14 protein-coding genes are annotated in these 19,249 nt (G+C 38.2%); 5 read left to right on the forward strand and 9 right to left on the reverse strand.

Translation table 11 applies throughout. The features are described from left to right. Positions 1–208: 208 nt before the first annotated feature. Entirely contained in the window at positions 209–478 is a 270-nt protein-coding gene (locus FCR06_RS19430) for a hypothetical protein (protein WP_138502593.1), read from the forward strand. Positions 479–648: 170 nt separating this feature from the next. Here the strand turns inward: FCR06_RS19430 and FCR06_RS19435 are convergent, their stop codons facing one another. After that, the gene (locus tag FCR06_RS19435; RefSeq protein WP_138502595.1) at positions 649–2,505 is read right to left on the reverse strand and encodes a tetratricopeptide repeat protein; all 1,857 of its coding nucleotides are present in this window, start codon (positions 2,503–2,505) and stop codon (positions 649–651) included. A 37-nt stretch (positions 2,506–2,542) separates the two neighbouring features. Beyond that, complete coding sequence (locus FCR06_RS19440) at positions 2,543–3,286, reverse strand: toll/interleukin-1 receptor domain-containing protein (protein ID WP_138502597.1); 744 nt, start codon at positions 3,284–3,286, stop codon at positions 2,543–2,545. 818 nt (positions 3,287–4,104) lie between these two features. On the opposite strand from FCR06_RS19440, the gene FCR06_RS19445 reads away from it, so the two are divergent. Further along, positions 4,105–4,851, forward strand: a complete 747-nt coding sequence (locus FCR06_RS19445; RefSeq protein WP_189523492.1) for a hypothetical protein — start codon at positions 4,105–4,107, stop codon at positions 4,849–4,851. A gap of 200 nt (positions 4,852–5,051) precedes the next feature. Then, the gene (locus FCR06_RS19450; protein ID WP_138502599.1) at positions 5,052–6,590 is read left to right on the forward strand and encodes a flavin-containing monooxygenase; all 1,539 of its coding nucleotides are present in this window, start codon (positions 5,052–5,054) and stop codon (positions 6,588–6,590) included. A 107-nt stretch (positions 6,591–6,697) separates the two neighbouring features. On the opposite strand, the gene speB is transcribed toward FCR06_RS19450, so the two are convergent. The 4 genes from speB to FCR06_RS19470 form a co-directional block, all read right to left on the reverse strand. Next, complete coding sequence (gene speB / locus FCR06_RS19455; protein ID WP_138502601.1) at positions 6,698–7,750, reverse strand: agmatinase SpeB; 1,053 nt, start codon at positions 7,748–7,750, stop codon at positions 6,698–6,700. Between the two features lie 324 nt (positions 7,751–8,074). After that, positions 8,075–8,512: an RrF2 family transcriptional regulator gene (locus FCR06_RS19460; protein ID WP_138502603.1), complete on the reverse strand. Its 438-nt coding sequence runs from the start codon at positions 8,510–8,512 to the stop codon at positions 8,075–8,077. A gap of 424 nt (positions 8,513–8,936) precedes the next feature. Next, positions 8,937–9,560 carry a hypothetical protein gene (locus tag FCR06_RS19465; RefSeq protein WP_189523493.1) on the reverse strand — a complete coding sequence of 208 codons (624 nt, stop codon included), beginning with the start codon at positions 9,558–9,560 and terminating at the stop codon, positions 8,937–8,939. A gap of 346 nt (positions 9,561–9,906) precedes the next feature. After that, positions 9,907–10,854 carry a DNA polymerase III subunit delta' gene (locus FCR06_RS19470; RefSeq protein ID WP_138502605.1) on the reverse strand — a complete coding sequence of 316 codons (948 nt, stop codon included), beginning with the start codon at positions 10,852–10,854 and terminating at the stop codon, positions 9,907–9,909. Positions 10,855–11,618: 764 nt separating this feature from the next. On the opposite strand from FCR06_RS19470, the gene FCR06_RS19475 reads away from it, so the two are divergent. Next, positions 11,619–13,187, forward strand: coding sequence for a phytoene desaturase family protein (locus FCR06_RS19475; protein WP_138502607.1), 1,569 nt, complete (start codon positions 11,619–11,621; stop codon positions 13,185–13,187). A gap of 54 nt (positions 13,188–13,241) precedes the next feature. Here FCR06_RS19475 and FCR06_RS19480 read toward each other — a convergent pair whose 3' ends face one another. Next, positions 13,242–14,750: an energy transducer TonB gene (locus FCR06_RS19480; RefSeq protein WP_138502608.1), complete on the reverse strand. Its 1,509-nt coding sequence runs from the start codon at positions 14,748–14,750 to the stop codon at positions 13,242–13,244. A 459-nt stretch (positions 14,751–15,209) separates the two neighbouring features. Further along, a complete protein-coding gene (locus tag FCR06_RS19485; protein ID WP_138502610.1) occupies positions 15,210–15,704 on the reverse strand; it encodes a GNAT family N-acetyltransferase in 495 nt (164 codons plus the stop codon). Positions 15,705–16,448: 744 nt separating this feature from the next. On the opposite strand from FCR06_RS19485, the gene FCR06_RS19490 reads away from it, so the two are divergent. After that, positions 16,449–17,408, forward strand: coding sequence for a hypothetical protein (locus FCR06_RS19490; protein ID WP_138502612.1), 960 nt, complete (start codon positions 16,449–16,451; stop codon positions 17,406–17,408). A gap of 247 nt (positions 17,409–17,655) precedes the next feature. Here the strand turns inward: FCR06_RS19490 and FCR06_RS19495 are convergent, their stop codons facing one another. Then, complete coding sequence (locus tag FCR06_RS19495; RefSeq protein ID WP_138502614.1) at positions 17,656–18,231, reverse strand: hypothetical protein; 576 nt, start codon at positions 18,229–18,231, stop codon at positions 17,656–17,658. Between the last annotated feature and the right edge of the window lie 1,018 nt (positions 18,232–19,249).

Below are 19,249 nucleotides of genomic sequence, written 5' to 3' on the forward strand. Positions count from 1 at the left end.
TTTATATTTTCACAACTACTATAAGGTGGTTACAAAGTTTGTGGCATCGCATCGTCAACAACAGGCGTTGGCGCAACCTAGCGCAGGCATCGCTATTGACGAATTCTCAAAACAAACAAAGTAATTATCTGTGACGGGACACGCCTTTGCGTTTTGAACTCGACAATTGATGTTCAAAGGTGCAACTTCCGAGTTCAGAACTCGAATCGTGAGGATAAAAGCCGCAACTTCGAGGATAAAAGGTCAAACAGCCACCCTTTTTACTCGACAATTCATGTTCACAGGTGCAACTGCAAGGATAAAAGCCGCAACTTCCAGGATCAAAGGTGAAACGATCGCCCTTTTTACTCAACAGTTCATGTTCACAGGTGAAACGATCGCTCTTTTTACTCGACAATTCATGTTCACAGGTAAAGCGATCGCCCTTTTGACTCAACAGTTGATGTTCAGAGGTACAATCTTCGTGTTCAGAAGTTAAATGATGAGGTTTTGAGTTAAAGCGATCGCTCTTTTTGCTCGACAATTTCTGTTCCAAAGTGCAAGCTTTGTGTTCAGAAGTCAAATGATGAAGCTTTGAGGTCGAGCGCTCGCATCATCAGCAACAGGCGATCGCACACCATTGAGTTGAATCAGACTGAGAATATTCTACTAACCAAATAAACTTCCCCAAAAACCCTTCTTCTTATACTTATAATTCTCTAAGTTTTTACGAATCACAGTGTTACTAGGGTCGAGGCGAACAGCTATTTCTAGTTCAGCAATCGCTTCTTCTAGCTTTCCTTGCTTTTCCAGCGCCACCCCCAGATTACTGTGAGCAGCTGCAATGTTTGGGTCGAGGCGCAGGGCTTCTTGGTAGCTGGCGATCGCTTGTTCCAACTTCCCTTGATTGTACAGCGCTAACCCCAGATTACTGTGAGCGGCTGCAAAGTTTGGGTCGATTTGCAAAGCTCTTTGGCAGGCAGCGATCGCTTGTTCCAACTTCCCTTGACTTATTAGTGCAATCCCCAAGCAATAGTGAGCGATTGCAAAGTTTGGGTTAATTTGCAAAGCTCTTTGGTAGGCGGCGATCGCTTGTTCCAACTTCCCTTGACTTATTAGTGCATTCCCCATGCAATTGTGAGCCATTGCAAAGTTTGGGTCGATTTGCAAAGCTCTTTGGAAGGCGGCGATCGCTTCTTCTAACTTCCCTTGCTCGTATAGTGCATCCCCCAGGTTATTGTGGGCGTTTGCATCGTTTGGGTCGATTTGCAAAGCTCTTTGGAAGGCGGCGATCACTTCTTCCCACTTCCCTTGACTTCTCAGTGCAATCCCCAGGTTATAGTTAGCCACTGCATCGTTTGGGTCGATTTGCAAAGCTCTTTGGAAGGCGGCGATCGCTTGTTCCAACTTTCCTTGACTTCTCAGTGCAATCCCTAGGTTACTGTGAGCGATTATAGAGTTCGGGTCAAGACGGAGGGCTGCTTTGTACTTGACGGCTGCTTCCTCGAACTTTTTAGCTTCGCGCAAACGATCCGCTTCGTTTATCAGGCTTGTGACTTTATCTTGGCGCTTTTCTTGCTCTTGTGGAGTGACTTGCTCCTCAAGCTGAGTTACATCCTCATTTCTGAGTTTTAGCATCTGCTGATAATTCTTTAGTCCTTCACGGCTATGATTACTAAGTGGATACTCCCATTGCAGGATTTCGATTAATTTTTGCTCGTATCGTCGCAAATTTTGCTGGTAGGCCTCCAGTGATACCTCTACCTTTTGAACACTAACAACCTTGAGATACAAATCTCCTCGTTGATTGGTTATCGAGTTAAGTTTACCTTTACCTAGAATCCGCAGCTTCTTACCAGGACTAAAACCAGATGGAACAGTCACAGTAATTGAGCCATCTTCCAGTGCAATCTTCTTTTCTGTACCGTAGGTCAATTCAGCAATACTCAGAGGGAGTTCTAGCGTTAGGTCAGTTTGAATTTGATTATTAGGTTGAGATGGAGCATTATCTGTTGCGGGTTTGAGAGCAAGAGGCTTTTGGTTTGCTGAACTGTCTTTGGGAGGTGAGTAATTCGAGCTAGCAACTAATCGCGCCACCTCAAGCCGAATTCCCTTGACAACTTCTAAGAATGCTTCATCTCGGTCAGTCCAGCTTTTTATCGGTTTGCGATTACTAGGCAGGGGTGACAATTTATCAATGGGAGGATTGTCCCAATCTGCATGGCGTAGCAATACCGGAATCACACGAGCCTTACCTGCGGCATTTTGTTCTAAGGCTCGTGTAACTTCAACAGTCCAGTGATAGTCTGAAGCAATAAAATCTGGACTCACCAACAGTAAAATTAGCCCAGCCCGTTTAAGGTACTTATTAATTTCATCTTGAAACTCTTGCCCAGCGATAATTTCGCGCTTGTGCCAACTAGTAATAAGTTTTTCCCGCAGCAAAGTCGCTAAATGCTTCTCTAACTCTTCGCGCAGTTCTTCATCTTTTTGGTGATAAGAAATAAAAACTTCAATAGACTTCATAGGGATATGGCAAGACGCTGGCTGGTTTAAAAGAAAACTACAAAAGCTTTTGCTCGATTTCCTCAAGCTGCTGATCTAATCTACTCTGTTCTGTTTGGCTTTCCTGAATTTGCGCTTCTAGCTTAAACTTTGTTGCTGTATCTGTTTCAATGCCGTAAGCTTGGCGCAGGCGACCTAATTTTGTGGTAGCCAGGTCATACTGTTGTTGCAGTGAATCTCGTTCTTGCTCTAATCGGCGACGCTGGCGCTCAGTTAAACCCCCACTCGTTGCAGCAGGGCTGGAAGTCGCAGGTGTAGTAGTTCCAGAAGCAGTTGAAGAGGAGGTTTTTGATTTGGCAATATCTTCCACAACTCTGCGAATCCCTTGAGCGACATTTACAAAAGCCTCATCTTGGTCTGGCCAGGTGGTTACAGGTTTAGCATTTTTGGGGAGTGCTTGCAGTTTCCCAAAAGGCGCACCATTCCAGTCTGTCGGCTTCAGAATAACCGGAATTACACGAGCTTCTCGCGTTTCGTGTCGCTCCATTGCTCGTGTCATTTCTTTGTCATAACAGTAATCTGAAGCCAAAAAGTTAGCACTCACCAGCAGCAGAATGATATCTGCAACTTCAAGATTGTCATCGATCGCATTTGCCCATTCACTACCAGCGCTAATTTCGCGATCATGCCAAGCTTCGATAATCCCTTGACGTTTCATCATGCTCAGATGAGTTGCCAATTCGTCACGCAAAGCTTCATCTTTGTGGGAGTAAGAAAAAAATACTTTAACCGGATTAGACATATCCTTAAATGTACTTATTTAAATAGCTATTTATTTAGATTTGCTGAAATAAATTTATCAATTTTAGTGGTTTGTAAACAATCTTTGCTCACGATACCAAATTTACAAATATCAAGACTGAAGATTTAGGCGATCGCTATTGACCAATTCTCAAAAAATCTAAAGCGATGTCTGTCTTAAAAAGTGAAAATTTGAAGTAGCAAAAATTAATATTTATTTTTTATCATCTATCTAAAGATATACATTATAATATAGGAAATTAATAATATTATATATATTTTATAAATTACATTGATATTTCATTAATCAGATCCTTTCTAGATAGCAAAATAAATCTAAAAATGGGGGTTTTAGCTCGTTTTTTTGACAAATATCCATAAAATAAAATATTTTTGCAATTTTTATTTGTCACCAAAAACTGACAATATTAAATATTGATGTATAGTAAATCACATTTTTTCTTTTTTAAAAGAATTAACTAAAAGATTTATGTATTTTTTTTACTGTGAGTTAACAAGAAAATATATACAAAATACTGAGTTTTGATTTTTATATACTGCTAGTAATTTATAAAATAATTGTATTTAATAATACTATATATAGATGTAAATTATTTTACAAAAGGAAATCTAAAAAATTACGGTTACGATTTTATAAAAAAAATATTAAAAAATAATTAAGCAAAATAATTTTTTTATACAAAAACTTTATTTCGTGAAGTACTAAATGCAGTAGATGAACAATAGCACTGTAATTAGTGCGATCTATCTGTAGGTTTTTGAACAATTAAATTATTAGAGTGAGATAGGGCATTAAATATGAAAGAAATCCTTGCATTTATTGAAGCTAAGAAGCAAGAGTTTGCCCAGTTACCTTTATTGGAGTTCATGCAAGATAAAAACATAGACCCCAGAAAAAGATTAGCTTGGAGTCCATGTGCTGCTCCTTTTATCATGGGTTTTGGAGAATTAAATAAATATGTATTTCGTGATCTGACAAGTAGCGATCCTATTCAGAAATTAATTAATCAACATACTGAAGAAGACGATCATCACTGGCTATGGTTTCTATCAGATATTGACAAACTTGGGTTTGACCACTCATTAAGATTCAGCGAGAGTATGAAATTTTTATGGAGTGAAGCAACCAAAACTCCACGTTGGGTAGTTCATCAATTATTTCGTTATGCTTTAGAGTCAGATCCTCTACAAAAGCTAGTTATCATCGAAGTTTTAGAGGCAACCGGAAATGTTGTATTTACTAATACTGCACAAGTTACCCAAGAGTTGCAAGTAATTACAGGCAATAAATACTTATATTTCGGTGGATTTCATTTAGCTGTAGAAACTGGTCATGCAACAGGCACAAATGATATAGAGAATTTTCTCCAAAGCATTGAGATGAATGACATACAGCATCAAGCTGCATTGCAATTGGCAGATAAAGTATTTGAGTTGATGACAGAATTAGTTAATGCGCTCTTTGCATATGTCACAACTTATGATGAGCAACAAGCATTTATGCAAGTATCGACAATTGATAATAATGTAGTTATTGCTGCTTAACTTAATTCTTATTCAGGTGTTAATAATTAAAACTAGCACCTGATAGAGAATATGTAATAGTAGAAAATTACTACAACTTGCTGCTTGATAATAATCTAGATACCTGTGGCTGAATATAATATAATTTTTACATTTAGCACCTAGTTTATTAATTGTTAGTTAACTTCCTTGGTTTGGAAGTTTATAGAGGATAGTCGATTATGCTGATAAAGCAAGTTTGCGTAATTGGTGCGGGAATCAGTGGTTTGGTTGCAGCTAAAACCTTTATTGAGGAAGGCTACGAAGTTACTGTATTTGAAAAACAAAAAAGTTTAGGCGGTGTCTGGGAAAAATCTCGTACTTATCCAGGTTTGACTACCCAAAATACTCGTGACACCTATGCTTTCTCTGATTATCCCATGCCTGCATCTTATCCAGAGTGGCCGACAGCAGAACAGATGCAAAAGTACTTAGAGTCTTACGCACAGCATTTTCGCATGATGGAAAAGATTCGCTTTCACACAGAAGTTACCAAAGTTGAGCAAAAAACTGATGGAACAGGATGGGTAGTCAGTGTAAATACTTTAGCCGATAGTGAGAGTAACACCACATCGCAGAAGTATGAATTTGATTTTGTATTGGTGTGCAATGGCATATTCAATATTCCTCACCAACCTTCACTTGGTGGGAGAGAAGAATTTATTGCCTCTGGTGGTCAACTGCTACACTCTACCCAGTTTAATGATATTTCGGCGATCACAGGTAAACGGCTGATTGTTGTAGGTTTTGGCAAATCTGCTATTGACATCGCTACTACTGCTGCGCCAGTAGCCGCAGAATGCACACTTGTCTTTCGTCAAGCTTCATGGAAAATTCCTAGGTTTTTCTTTGGAGTCCTTAACATGAAATATGTGCTGTTAAGTCGTTTTGCGGAAGCTTGGTTACCCTATCGTCACCTACAGGGTATAGAAAGGTTACTACACACTGTAGGCAAACCATTGGTATGGCTTTACTGGCGAGTCTGTGAAATGCTTTTGGGTCTTCACTTAGACGTTGATGCTTTTAAGATGCAGCCTAGCAAACCCTTAAATCAATCTTTGGATTGTGGTGGTATCTCTGTACTTCCTCCAGACTTTCGCAAGCACCTGCGTTCTGGAAAAATTCGGACTTTTAAAACTGCGATCGCCAGATTGATGTCGGGTGGTGTAGAGTTAGCAACAGGTGAGCATTTATCAGCAGACATAGTTATTTTGGCAACCGGATTTCGCCAAGATATACCCTTTTTAGAAGAAAAGTATCATCAGTTAATTATTGACAACCAAAATATTTTTCATCTTTATCGCCATCTAATTCATCCTGACATCCCGCAAATGGGTTTTGTTGGCTATAACTCTAGCTTTTATTGTCAATTAACATCAGAAATTGGTGCTAGGTGGCTAGCTGAATTTGTCAAAGGTAACTTAGTATTACCTTCTAATTCTGCGATGTACGATGAAATGGCTACAGAATGGCAATGGATTAAAACACACTGGGATTATACTCACAATAATGGTACTTGCATTGCTCCATTTCACTTACATCATATTGAACAATTAATAAATGATATGGGTGTCAAGAGTCACAAAAATTTTTGGCAAAAAATTCCACAAGTATTAATGCCATTAGACCCATCTATCTACAAAAATATTTTACAGCAATTGCCAAGACATAACTTATATCAACAAGAATCAAATACAGAGGTAATACCAATTAAAAATTAAAATAATGAATTCGTTCCCAAATGAAGACGAGTAACATCGGGAACAATAGAACATCCGCCAAAAGTACAGTACAATTGGAGCAAAGGTGAGAGCATATACTCAATTGTCTATTCTGACTGCTGAATTCTGTTCGACAAATCCATCAAATTCGCCAGCTTATAAACAACCCGTGCCCCAACATTCCCATCCCATTCACTATCACCAACTTCACAAATATCAAAGCCAATAATTTTTCTGCCACTATTTACCAATTCCCGAAACAGGCAAAATGCTTGTTCTAATTCCAATCCACCTGGAACAGGAGTACCTGTACTCGAACAAAGTTTTGGATCTAAGCCATCAGCATCAAAGCTAATATAAACATACTCAGGTAAATGATTGATAATTTCTCGACATAAATCAATCCAAGTTGTGCCAGAGTAAAGCTTTTGTTTAATGGCAGGATCGTAATAAGCAATAATCCGACTATTAGATTGGTTAATCATCTGCACTTCATCATGAGAAATATCTCGCAAAGCAACTTGCACTAACTTGGAAATTTGCGGTATTTTCATTGCATTAAACATGATCGACGCATGAGAAAATTCAAATCCCTCATAGGCGTCGCGTAAATCTGCATGTGCGTCAATGTGCAAAATTCCATAATTTGAGTAGCGAGTCGCCAATGCTTGGAAATAACCTAACGGCGAACTATGATCTCCTCCAATAACTGCGACTCGTTTACCATTGTTAATTGCTTGCTGAGAATTCTTAAACAGCCATTGATTAACTTGTTGACAAGCCTGATTGATTTCTGTCAGTACAGGTGTTAAATCTGGTGTATCTGAGAGTTTTTTACCTTGAGCTAGTCGCTCGATAATTTTTGCTGCTAAGCTGCGATAGTATTTGTTCTTTTCTAAAATATCCTGGGAAATTTCGACCATAAAAATTCCCTGCTTCCAGCCATCGGGATGATCAAAATCGAACAAATCTAATTGCGTCGAAGCATCCAGAATCCTCTGTGGCCCGTTAGCTGTACCTGCACCATAGGAAACAGTCACTTCCCACGGGACACCAAAGACAATCAGGTTTGCAGACTCGTAATCGAATGGTAAACCCAAAAGGTTGCCATTTATTTCACCTACGCTGCTGGGATTGTAGTCTTGTAGTTGATTACTCATCGATTATTTACTGAATTTAGTAGACAGCAGGCCGCCTAGTAGACATCTGCATTGTAATCAAAAATTTTCACCAACGCTAAACTACATACCTTATAAATGATATTTTTCCACACACTCCGATTAAAGATAAGTAGGTCGGTGTAAATATTTATCGTGCTTACACAAAAGTTTTGAATAAGTTTTGTAGTGTGTGTTATGCCGCTCGCTTAGGCACAAAGATATTTAATAGTGGGTTAGGACTAATGCCCATAACACACCTTGTATTCTTAGAAGAAGTGATGGCTACACCACCGTAGCTCACAAAGGTGGAGTAGTTAAACTTTCCTAAATATAATACATCAGTTCCTTTTGTTGGCGGATTGCTCTCCTGTCACAAAGGTCTTGGAGTGTATATTTTTCTAATACAGAGTTAGCAGCTTGACGTGCTTCCTGCCACACTTCTTGAATTAGCTCACCTTCTACCGTACTGGGAGGCGGTTCACAAGTAGAGACAACAACATCTGACCCTTCCATACAGGTAAAAGCGTCCAGTACTGTGATTGTCCTGGGGTCTCGTGCCAAAACATAGCCGCCTTTGGCTCCGCGTATACTTTTAATCAAACCTCCACGCCTTAATGTTGCTAGGAGTTGTTCTAAATAGCGGTTTGGTATGTCTTGTAATACTGCTATTTCTCGAATTTGCAGGGCGTCACCGTTAGGGTAGCAAGTTGCCAACTCTAACAGGGCTAGAAGGGCGTATTCTGATTTGTTAGAGATTACCACAGGCGTAATATTTTAAAGTCACACCTAAATATACAAAGTTACTGGATCTATTTCCCTAAGCTTTTGCTAAGAAAAACTTGACAATTAACTAATTGTTGACCGGCTAACTCTAGTTTAAATACTTTTAACAATAAAAACAATTACTTTTTTTTTTCCATTTAATAAATCAAAATGATGAATAAGTTGACAGTATTCTTAGCTGTCTCAATAAATACAGGGCTAGAGGAAGAAAGATGTTTATTTCATTCCTAGCGAGTGGTGTACAGTCTGTGCGGCTACTCTGAAGAAAAGGGAGTGGGGGAAATCGAGAAAGAGGGTATTTCCTTGATTCTTCATGCGTAGTTTGGATCTGCTGAGATTGCTTCCTTGCGCTCTACTCGACTCGCAATGACAGAATACTACTATGTTTAACAGTAATCTAGTATCAATAGATACTTTGCCAAGCTTTCACTGTCTGTTTACCAATTTCGCTATCAACGGTTTGGCCTCCTTCCAATACTAATCTAATGTCTAAATTCTCATCAGGAGCATTTTTCAAAGCAGTGGCTAACTCTTTATTGACAGCAAACGTGCCGGTTGAACTGTCTAATCGAAAAACTTGTTCTCTGACCTTGAGCAAGAGTTTATCTACTTTTTTAGTAGTAACGAACCTCACATAATCAGGTCTAGGATAATATATATTACCTGCGGTATAGAAAGAAGAACTTGCTTGATCGTTATTTATTGTTACAAGTAGTCGAATGCTGGAAGGAGTCCACAAACTAATAACTTGCTTTGAGCCACTACGGTATAAAGAACCACCTAAATAATTACGATCAAAAACCCCAAATAACTCCCCTTCAAAAGGGTCAACGATTTTCACAGGTTTTGACCAAGGTACATTCATATCGGGGGACAGTCCTGCTGATTTGACCACTTGCAAATTAGTTGATGCTTGGGCAAGACTAGGTAGCTTTTGAACACTGGAAGCAGTGCAAAGTCGAGGGGAAAGCACAGCCAAGCTCGCCCCTAAAAGAAGAACAGGAATTGTCTGTGGTAAGTCGATCATGAGCCAGGGGTGGAATCTTCAAAGACAATAATTTAGACAGCTTTTATTTAGTTCTCCTCACCAAGAGTTTTTTCTAATACACCGAGTGCGTAAATAAACCACTGATTTCAAATCAATGAAACGCTTACGGTATAGTAATTACGAATTATAAATTACAAATTACGCCATGCAGTTCTAGAACTTTTGGCAATTGAGTAAATCCCTAGTGTTTTGAGAAGATGTTTTTTGACACTTCAACGTCGGAGTACTCATCTACACGATATAGAAAGCTGCTACAACTATTCTAGCTTGTGAATATTCGTAGAATTGGCAGGATTGTTCTAAATTGAGAATTTTGAATTATGCTTTATTTTTGATACATAGATAAAAGCAGACATTCCCAAACTAACCGTGGTTGAGCATAAGTAAGTAAGTATTTACGAGCTTGTTCTAGCTGCTGGATTGTGTTATATTGATGCCACTGCTGCCAGTAAAATTGCTGAAGATAATCAACTAACCATAGTTGTGCTTCTATATCTAAATCTTTATCAATTTTTTTAGCTAACTCTAAAGCGTTGCGGTAAGATTTAGGGGCGAGTTTCAAGTCTGCGAGTAATTCAGGGGGAATAGCTTGTAGTTGCTCAAAAGAAGCGATCGCCTTTCCTACACTGCCAGCTGCTATGCTCAATACTGCTTGATGTTGCAAAATTTCCTCATGACCTGTTTGCTTTAGTACAACAGCTAAAGACTGTGCATCTAGGCGATAAAAAGGAATGCGCTGACAGCGTGACACCAAGGTTGGTAGCACAGACTCAACTGTAGGTGCGATTAAAATTAATGTCGCTTGTCCTGGTTCTTCTAAAGTCTTCAGTAAAGCATTCGCTGCTGCTTCTGCCATTGTTTGAGCTTCTTCCAGTACTACCACATTCCTTGGCGCTTCCAAAGGCGGACGACTGAGAAATTCAGTAATTTCTCGAATTTGCTCTAATCGAATTACTGGTGGTGTCTTACGCTTAAGTCCTTTTTCAGCCGCTTCTGCTGCTGTGAATCGTTGTCCTTGATATTGGTAAGTTGGTTGCACCCACAATAAAGCTGGGTGATTACCTTGAAGCAAACGGTTTTGTAAAGATGCACTGGCTTGCATTTGACTAGAGAATAGCAATTCTACAAAGCACCTAGCTGCTAAACTCCTTCCGACACCATCTGGCCCTATGAATAAATAAGCTGGAGGAACGCGGTTTTGTTTGACAGCTTGAGTGAGTAACTCTATAGCTTGTTGTTGTCCTACAAGTGGTGTAAATGGATCGTTGAGCATTGAGTATAGTCAATTGTAATCTCTACAACAGTGGTCTTAGCGTTCAGAAGAGATTTTTCTAAAATTTAATGGTAATTTTTTAAGTTTTAAGTTATTAAAAATAAGTTTTTTAACCTTTCCAGATTTATTTATTACATATTTTTTAACTAATTAAAATTATACTACTTGATTGGCAAATTTAACTTCATATTTATCAGATATAAAAAGCTTGTAGATTAAGTGTTATTTTCTTGTACGTTGTTGAAATATTCAGCTTTGATAAAGAAAAGCAGACATTATCAAACACTTCTTATTGAGTTAGATAATCTGAATACATAAAATAGAGAAAAAATAATTTAAATTATTAAATTAGCAACTGTTAAATAACTACAAAGTTTTACCAAAATTTACGGCAAAAGTTTGTAGCTATTTTAAATATTATTTAGGACATCTAAATCTTAGAGATAAGTAGCTCAGCCTGATTAAACGTGAAATGTCATTACGAGCAAAAGGGAGTCAAGCGTACCACTTCCCTGTAGGACGCTACGCGAACGTGGAAGCAAGCTACGCAAAGCGTCTCGTAGAGAAGTAATTGCAAAGATTAATAAATTACGTTTTTCAATATTGACCTACTTATAACTCCTAGTTAATTGCGTGCAAAAACTCGCCCTCAAGCCAAAACTAAAAAGTTAGGTGAATAACTGTTGAGTATTTTGGCATTTTTTCAAATACAAAATAGTGAAAAAACCTTAACACCAAAATCAAGATTGCCAAAGGAAACCGACATGGAAATCTTCGATTACGTAATTCTAGGAGCAGGACTAGGTGGACTTTCTGCCGCAGCTTGTTTAACTCGGCAAGGCTACCGGGTAGCAGTTTTAGAACAACATTATTTACCTGGTGGATGCTGTCACACCTTTGATTATGGTGAATATAGTTTTTGTGCTAACGTTCATTACATTTCCCAATGTGGTTCTGGTCAAACTATAGCTCAATTTTTAAACTATATTCATCAAGATATAGCCTTTAATAGCCTCAATCCTGACTGCATCGACCGAGTTATTACACCAGAGGCAGATTTTAGAATTCCTTTAGGATGGGAGAATTTGCGATCGCGTTTACTTTCGACATTTCCAGAAGAAGCTGGGGCGATTAACCATTACTGCAATGAAATTGTGCAACTCCACCAAGAAATTCGCAACTTCGTACAGGAAGTACGGTGGTTCGATCGCAAATTATCTGATTGGTTAAAGTTACCAAAATATTTCAATTTATTTTGCAAGCGGAACTGGACACTACAAAATTTGTATAACCATGTCGGTTTGTCGCCTAAACTACAAGCAGTCTTGGCGGGGCAAAGTGGTGATTATGGATTACCACCTGAAGAAATTGCTCTACTTACCCACACTTCCTTAGTTTCGGACTACTCAGAAGGCGCTTATTATCCAAAACATCACTTCAGACACTTTGTTGACACTATTGCAAACGTAATTACCGCAGGTAGCGGTGTAATTAACTACTCAACTACAGTTAACCATATTCAAGTTAGCAACCGCACTGTCCATAGCGTACTTGCCGATGGAATCACCTATCGCGCTACTAAGGCTTATATCAGCGACCTCGACCCTAAATTAACAGTAGAGTTGATGCACGATTCTGAGGCTTTGAGCGATAAAGAGCGTCAACGTCTCACTCGTTACGAATACTCAGCTAGTGCTTTCAATATTTACTTAGGTTTAGATAGCGGCTTCAATCCCCATCGCTACGGCATCGGGAACTGGAATATTTGGTATTATCCTACAGGCAACCTCAATAAAGAATATCAACAACAATTGCAGGGAGACCTCAGTCAGCCGTGGATTTTCCTCTCGTGTCCGACGATGAAATCCAGGGAACCAGGGATAGCACCAGAGGGACATCATGTTTTAGAGATTGCTACTGTCTGCTCCTATGAATCATTTGAATATCTGCATAAAACTAACCCCAAAGCATATAAAATTAAAAAACAGCAAGTTTATCAGCAGATAATGACAAGTGTGCGAGATTTGATTCCAGATGTGGACAACTACACCAGAATCAAAGTTTACGGTACACCTACCATCAGCGAATTTTATCTTAGACGACCGCAGGGTAATATTTACGGTGCAAAATTAGTACCAAAACAAGTTGGTTTAAATCGTCTGGGATATGTGACTGAATTACCGAACCTCTTCTTAGTAGGGGCGAGTGCTGGATATCCAAGTGTACCAGGTGTAATTGGTAATGGGATGGATGTAGTGGAACTGTTGACAGGGCGATCGCCACGCCAGAAACTTGAAATAAGCACCGTTGGCAACAATAACGCTTGTATCTAAGCATTTTAAAGTTTGACATTACAAGCGTTTGTTACTTTTGAATTCATCGCTTACCTATTGTCCACCATCCCCTGATAAATTTAGCTCCCCATAGACATTGATATTAAATGTAAATTGAATCTGGATGTAGTTGTTGGGATATCCTGTAGGCAAAGGTGCAAAGGGCGCTGCTCGCTGTATAGCGTTGAGTGCGGCTCGATCCGTCACACTAAATCCAGAAGTTTCTGCAAGCTGGAGATTGCTCAATTGACCTGAACGGCTAATACTGAAGTGAAGTACTGTTCGCCGGGAAGACTGGCTCAGTCCCGGTAGCCACTGCTGCCTTACTTGTTGCTGTAATTGGTTTAAGTAAGAGGTAATATCTATATCTTGATTTTGGGCATCAATACCAGGAGGAGCTTGGCGATCTCGGTTGGAATTAGGTAATGCTGCTAGATAATCACCACTAAAATTTCGACTAGATACACTCACCGTACCACCCAGCAAGCTTGCTGCACCTGTATTTTTAGAAGACCGAGCTTGAGATGGTGTTCGTCCGCTTAAGGGTCTTCCCGACTGCCCTAAGTTCTTAGGATTCGGTACTGGTGATTTAGTAGCTGTTGCAAGCGCTGTTTTTCGCGGCTTAGCTAGCGGTGGTGTAGTATTAGGCGCGAGTGCAATTTTTTTTGGCTCTGGTGCTGGTGGTGTGGTTGCTCTTATGAGTGGTGTTGGCTCAACTTTGGGCACTGGTAACTTTGTATTTAGCGCCAGGGGCTTTGGTGCTGGTGGTGTGGTTGCTCTTATGAGTGGTGTTGGCTCAACTTTGGGCACTGGTAACTTTGTATTTAGCGCCAGGGGCTTTGGTGCTGGTGGTGTGGTTGCTCTTGGGAGTGGTGTTGGCTCRAGTTTCGGCRCTGGTAACTTTGTATTTAGCGCCAGGGGCTTTGGTGCTGGTGGTGTAGTTGTTCTTGGGAGTGGTGTTGGCTCAAGTTTCGGCGCTGGTAACTTTGTATTTAGCGCCAGGGGCTTTGGTGCTGGTGGTGTGGTTGTTCTTGGGAGTGGTGTTGGCTCAAGTTTCGGCGCTGGTAACTTTGTATTTAGCGCCAGGGGCTTTGGTGCTGGTGGTGTGGTTGCTTTTGTGAGTGGTGTTGGTTCAGATTTTGGTTGCTCAGGAGATAAATTTGGTGATTTTGCTTTCTGTTGCCTTGGTTCTGGCTGAAATATCTTTGCTGGAGATAAGGCTGTTAAGTTAGAAGAACTTTCACTAGAGGCTTTATGTGCATCTATTCGTGACTTGACAGCAGAAACAGGTCTTTTCGGTGAAGCTTTACCCCCTGCAATTGAATCTTTAATAGCCCGCCGTGAGGTTTTTTGAGGTATATGTGTTTCATTAGGAGGAACTTCAACTATCTCAATTGGAATTTCTTGAGAAATATCTTGCTTCGGCTCAGGTACAAAAGCTGTAAGCAAATATTTGCCACCTACCAGTAAAGTAAAATGTAGAAGGATAGAAATAACTAGACATTGGAACGTTTCTCCAGAGCGCACGCTCCGATAGTGGTGTAATTCATCAGAAAAAGCCATGTTATTGTGCTTTTGCGTTATAGTGCTATTTAATCACTCTCACCAGAGAATAAAATAATTTTGTCTTAGAGGATGTTTGAAAAGTCCTCTTGTAGGTATCAAAAGTTTTAGATCGCTCTAAATATCCCTTAAAAAGGGAGGTAGTCGGGAAATCTAAAAGTACCTAAAGTCACAGTGAAACACTTTTCAAACAACCTCTTAGAGTTAATAATAAAATATTTTCTTAATTAAAGAATAACTTATAAAGTTGGCTACAGAATTAAATGCTGAGTTGCTTACCATGTCCAAAGCTGCAAAATGAAACTCTGACTACGCAAAACGATACAATACTCTAACTATAAATAATAGAGTAACTTCTCATCAATTAGAAGCTTTATTAATTCCAGCGATCGCAAATCAACAAAAACACTATAGCAGTCCTATAAAGATTTATAAAATATTGATGCCCAGGCTGTTTACCTATTGATTAATTCCGAGTCCCATAATAACTAAGTCTCGTTCAACACCGTCTAGTTCTGCAATTTTAGGTAAATGTCCCCACTGTTGAAACCCAAATGTTGCAAATAAGTTTAAACTGGGTTGATTGTGGGCAAAAATGAAGCATACTAAAGTTTTTAAACCCAAATTAGAACTTTCTTGAATTGCTTGTGCTAAAAGTTGCTTTCCTAAACCACATCGATGAAAGGCAGGCGCTATATAAATACTAATTTCAGCTGTCGTACTATAAGCAGGTCGTCCATAAAACGATTGGAAACTCAGCCAGCCAGCAATTACTCCTTCTACCTCGATTACCCAAAGCGGACGTTGTGAAGGCGATCGCCCCTTAAACCAAGCAAGCCGACTTTCCACAGATATCAGCTCTAAATCAGCAGTCGCCATGCGGCTGGGAATTGCAGCATTGTAAATTGCTACAATTGTAGGTAAGTCAGTTTCAATCGCATGGCGAATCATCATTGCTAAGTCTCAAAGAAAATCTTCAGCAAATATTCAAAAATATTACAGCTTTAACAGTAGCAATTATAAAGCTTTTATCCTAATTCTTAAAGATGTTGACGTAGAGATTCTCTAAAATACTAACTTACTAATTTTTAAATTACAAAAAATCTAAAAGGGCTAAGCAAGATGAGGTAAAATTTTCTACCTCATCTTATATATCTTTTAACTGGTAAGCTCTACATCATTAGCAAAGACACCACTATTGCTACAACTAGATAAAAATTGCAATCCATTGTCTCTTGTACTGGTTGTAGCTGAAAAACTTTATCATTTATCACTCTGAAATCATAAGTCTTTATTTCTCACCTCTAATTCATTTCTTATTATCAGCAAATAGGTAACTTTAAAAATTACACAAATAATAAATCTTTTGGTTTAAATATGTATGTATATTTAATATAATTTCAATAAAATTATTTTTGAGCTTATCATAGCACAGTAATCTCTAATATATATCCATCATAATATACAATACTAAATTCTCTACATTATAATTTTTAAATATTTTTATAAAACATTAACATGCATATAGATAGAGAAAATTTTGTATTTTTTAGCGCAATTTTAAAAAAAATTATTTTATCGATTTCAATAAAAATAACTTGTATCTACAGCTAAAGATAGAGGGTGCTAATATTAGTTATGCTTAAACTTAAATTAGTAGTAATATGAATTTTTGTAAAAGTTTAACTTCTATTCACTATGCTGATTAAGTTTTTGACAAACAATGATACTTGTGTCAAGAAAATTAAACCTAATAACATATCTATAGAAGTTGAAGTTGCTATTTTTATAGATAAAATTAAAAATTTAATTTGGCTATTTGGTATTCCCTCTTGGCTTTTTGGCATAACTGATAGAAGTCTAGCTACATTTGCTGATGGTTATGTCTCGACTATAGAAATATTTCAACTATTTACAGCCTCTTTCTTTTTTTTCAGTTGGCTATATCTCAAACCAGAGGAAGGCTTTAATGGTAATGATTTAGAACCCAACCAGTATCAAGAATATCTCTATCGGATTCAAGCCGAAAAGTTAAAAATCAAAAAGCTACACATGATTAGCCAAGAATATATTTTACCATTCCCTTATGTTTGTCAAATATATCATCTCTTGAGCTTAAAACATTTAGAAACAGTTCATAAATTTAGCCTAAATAACCTAAAAATCATAAATGTCAGCCATTTTAAAAATACAAATATTGGTGGGGCAATAAAATTTCAAACAATATTAGATTCCCCAGCTAATCCTTTGAGAATTTGGCGACAACCAATAGTGGAAGTTGATTTAATATTGCATAGTCCTTACACGATTGAGCTGAGTATTCCGGTCTATAATAACAAAAGAATAATTGTGATTTTTCACGTTTTTCCATTAAATGATTCGGAACATCATTTATTTATAGATATTTATAGTGATTTAGAATGGCCAAAGCCATTATTGCAAATAATTTTGCATTTTGCTTCTTGTTTGACACTCTTTGAAGACTTACCATATTTAAAGGCTCTAGCTGAGAGAAAAATAGAGCGTTTATTCAATTTAAATCGAGTTTCAAATCACGAAACTGCTTTACTTTTTAAAAGATTTGTTGAGCTATATAATTCGAGTGGAGAAGCAATTAAATTAATTGAAGGAAGTGAAGAGTTTAATGAAGAGTTCTAAGAATTACAGCGTTGCTGAATAAAGGCATGATTGGTGGTGACGCTGGGAGGCGATGATTATGTTTCGATGCCAATTCTCAAATCATCCCGCAATTAATGCAACACCAGAATTATTTGTTTAGGATTTTAAAGTTTTGCCTTTAAACGTGTTGGTATAAGCTGATTGAGACATTCTCTATCAACTCTTGATGCTGCAATCGTAGCAAGCGATCACCATTCATCTCAAAGCATCTCAACAACAGTCGCTATCAGCCCTTAGAATTTTTGATGGCAAGCCAGTTTTCAATAGATTGCTTTGCGGTTTTTGCATGTTCATCTAACCCTTGAATAACATCTTGATATTCAAGATCGTTACCTCTGAGCATTCGGAAAAATTCTATAAATCTTTTTCCACAATCATATAGAGCTACTATCAATTCTGAACGGTCAATTCTAATATCGGGGATTCCATCACCTGATATTCTTACTATATTTCCCTCTGGATCTAATCGTACAAATCCATAGTTATTATATATCCTAACAACCGCAGATTTTTCAGCTACTAAGTCTGGAATTGTAATGAAGCAAAGATTTTGTACAATCGCCCATAATTCATCTTGAATCTGCACGCGAGTATTAGGCTCATCTAAGGAGCTAATCACAATCAATCCATCAGCATCTAAGTAATTAATTAATTTGTCACGATATTTTTTAAAATCCACTTTCAACGTATTCTCATCAATGCAAGGAAACTCATTTCCTTCACGAATATAAGCACAAAATTCTACTTTAGTTTTCATTTCATTTTTTTCTCTAAAGCAATCGATTTGCTCGCAATCATCCACGTTTCAAAACAGAGTATATAGTAATCTTCCTTTCTCATGCCTCTAGATTAAAAAATTAATAATCGATTCACTTATTTTTATTGTAGCAGCCTCCATAGGGCATTTATTTCAGCCTGTGTGTAGTGAATTCCACCACCTGTAGGTGTCGGGAAAAATTGTCCTATTCTTAAGTTTGTTGCAGATCCTTGCGTACCGACTTGAACAGTAAAACCGCTGATAGAAACTGATTGTGGAGCTCCCGGTAGAATCACTGTAGGAGGTGTACTGGAAGTTAGGACATTAACTGCTTCTTGTACATGCGTCTCAAGAGTAGCAGGAGTAGTTCCTGGTGGCCACAGTGTTGTACCAAGGGTCTTATTCAGCCTACTTGGTAAATCGACATATTCATACGTATGATCTAGAAAATGCCCCGCAGTTGCATTTGGAGTCAAACCTGTGTAGGGAGGTGTTGGAGTTGGTAGACTCATCGTCGGTTTTGCTAGTGGTGGTACTTTGAACAATGGTGCTGCATCAGCCAATTTGCGGAATACAGTTGCATTACCATTGGCTAGATTCAGAATATCCTCAACTCGCTTAACATCTCCCTTGGCAACTGCACGGTTCAAAATTGCTTCTAGTCCTGCAATTTCACCTTTTCCTCCTGCCATTAGCACATAAAGTTCAAGGTCTTCTGAGGTATTGACAAGGTTAAGAAGACGCTCAAGTTCGGCAGCATTATTTGTAATATTTGCATTTAGAAGCTCTTGCAGCCTAGTAATACTGGGTATCTTTGCATTATTGAGCAGGTTCAAAATTTCAGTAACATTAGTAACCTGGGCGTGATTCAATAAGTCTAAAATCTCAGTAATATTCGTGACTTTGTTATGATTCAACAGGCTAACAAGTTCTGCAACATTCGTTACCTTGCTATGATTTAGCAAACTTAAAATCTCTGCAACATTTACAACTTTAGGATGATTCAGTAAGTCAAGAATTTCGGTAACATTCGTAACTTTGCTATGATTGACTAAACTCAGAA

The organism is Nostoc sp. PA-18-2419, from assembly GCF_005869855.1.
Classification (GTDB): domain Bacteria; phylum Cyanobacteriota; class Cyanobacteriia; order Cyanobacteriales; family Nostocaceae; genus Nostoc.

Excerpts from the sequence above, each read along its gene's own strand:
- FCR06_RS19470 (WP_138502605.1), bottom strand. The coding sequence starts at position 10,854 with ATGCTCAACGATCCATTTACACCACTTGTAGGACAACAACAAGCTATA.
- speB (WP_138502601.1), bottom strand. The coding sequence starts at position 7,750 with ATGAGTAATCAACTACAAGACTACAATCCCAGCAGCGTAGGTGAAATA.
- FCR06_RS19450 (WP_138502599.1), top strand. The coding sequence starts at position 5,052 with ATGCTGATAAAGCAAGTTTGCGTAATTGGTGCGGGAATCAGTGGTTTG.
- FCR06_RS19485 (WP_138502610.1), bottom strand. The coding sequence starts at position 15,704 with ATGATGATTCGCCATGCGATTGAAACTGACTTACCTACAATTGTAGCA.
- FCR06_RS19440 (WP_138502597.1), bottom strand. The coding sequence starts at position 3,286 with ATGTCTAATCCGGTTAAAGTATTTTTTTCTTACTCCCACAAAGATGAA.
- FCR06_RS19435 (WP_138502595.1), bottom strand. The coding sequence starts at position 2,505 with ATGAAGTCTATTGAAGTTTTTATTTCTTATCACCAAAAAGATGAAGAA.
- FCR06_RS19490 (WP_138502612.1), top strand. The coding sequence starts at position 16,449 with ATGCTGATTAAGTTTTTGACAAACAATGATACTTGTGTCAAGAAAATT.
- FCR06_RS19445 (WP_189523492.1), top strand. The coding sequence starts at position 4,105 with ATGAAAGAAATCCTTGCATTTATTGAAGCTAAGAAGCAAGAGTTTGCC.
- FCR06_RS19475 (WP_138502607.1), top strand. The coding sequence starts at position 11,619 with ATGGAAATCTTCGATTACGTAATTCTAGGAGCAGGACTAGGTGGACTT.
- FCR06_RS19465 (WP_189523493.1), bottom strand. The coding sequence starts at position 9,560 with ATGATCGACTTACCACAGACAATTCCTGTTCTTCTTTTAGGGGCGAGC.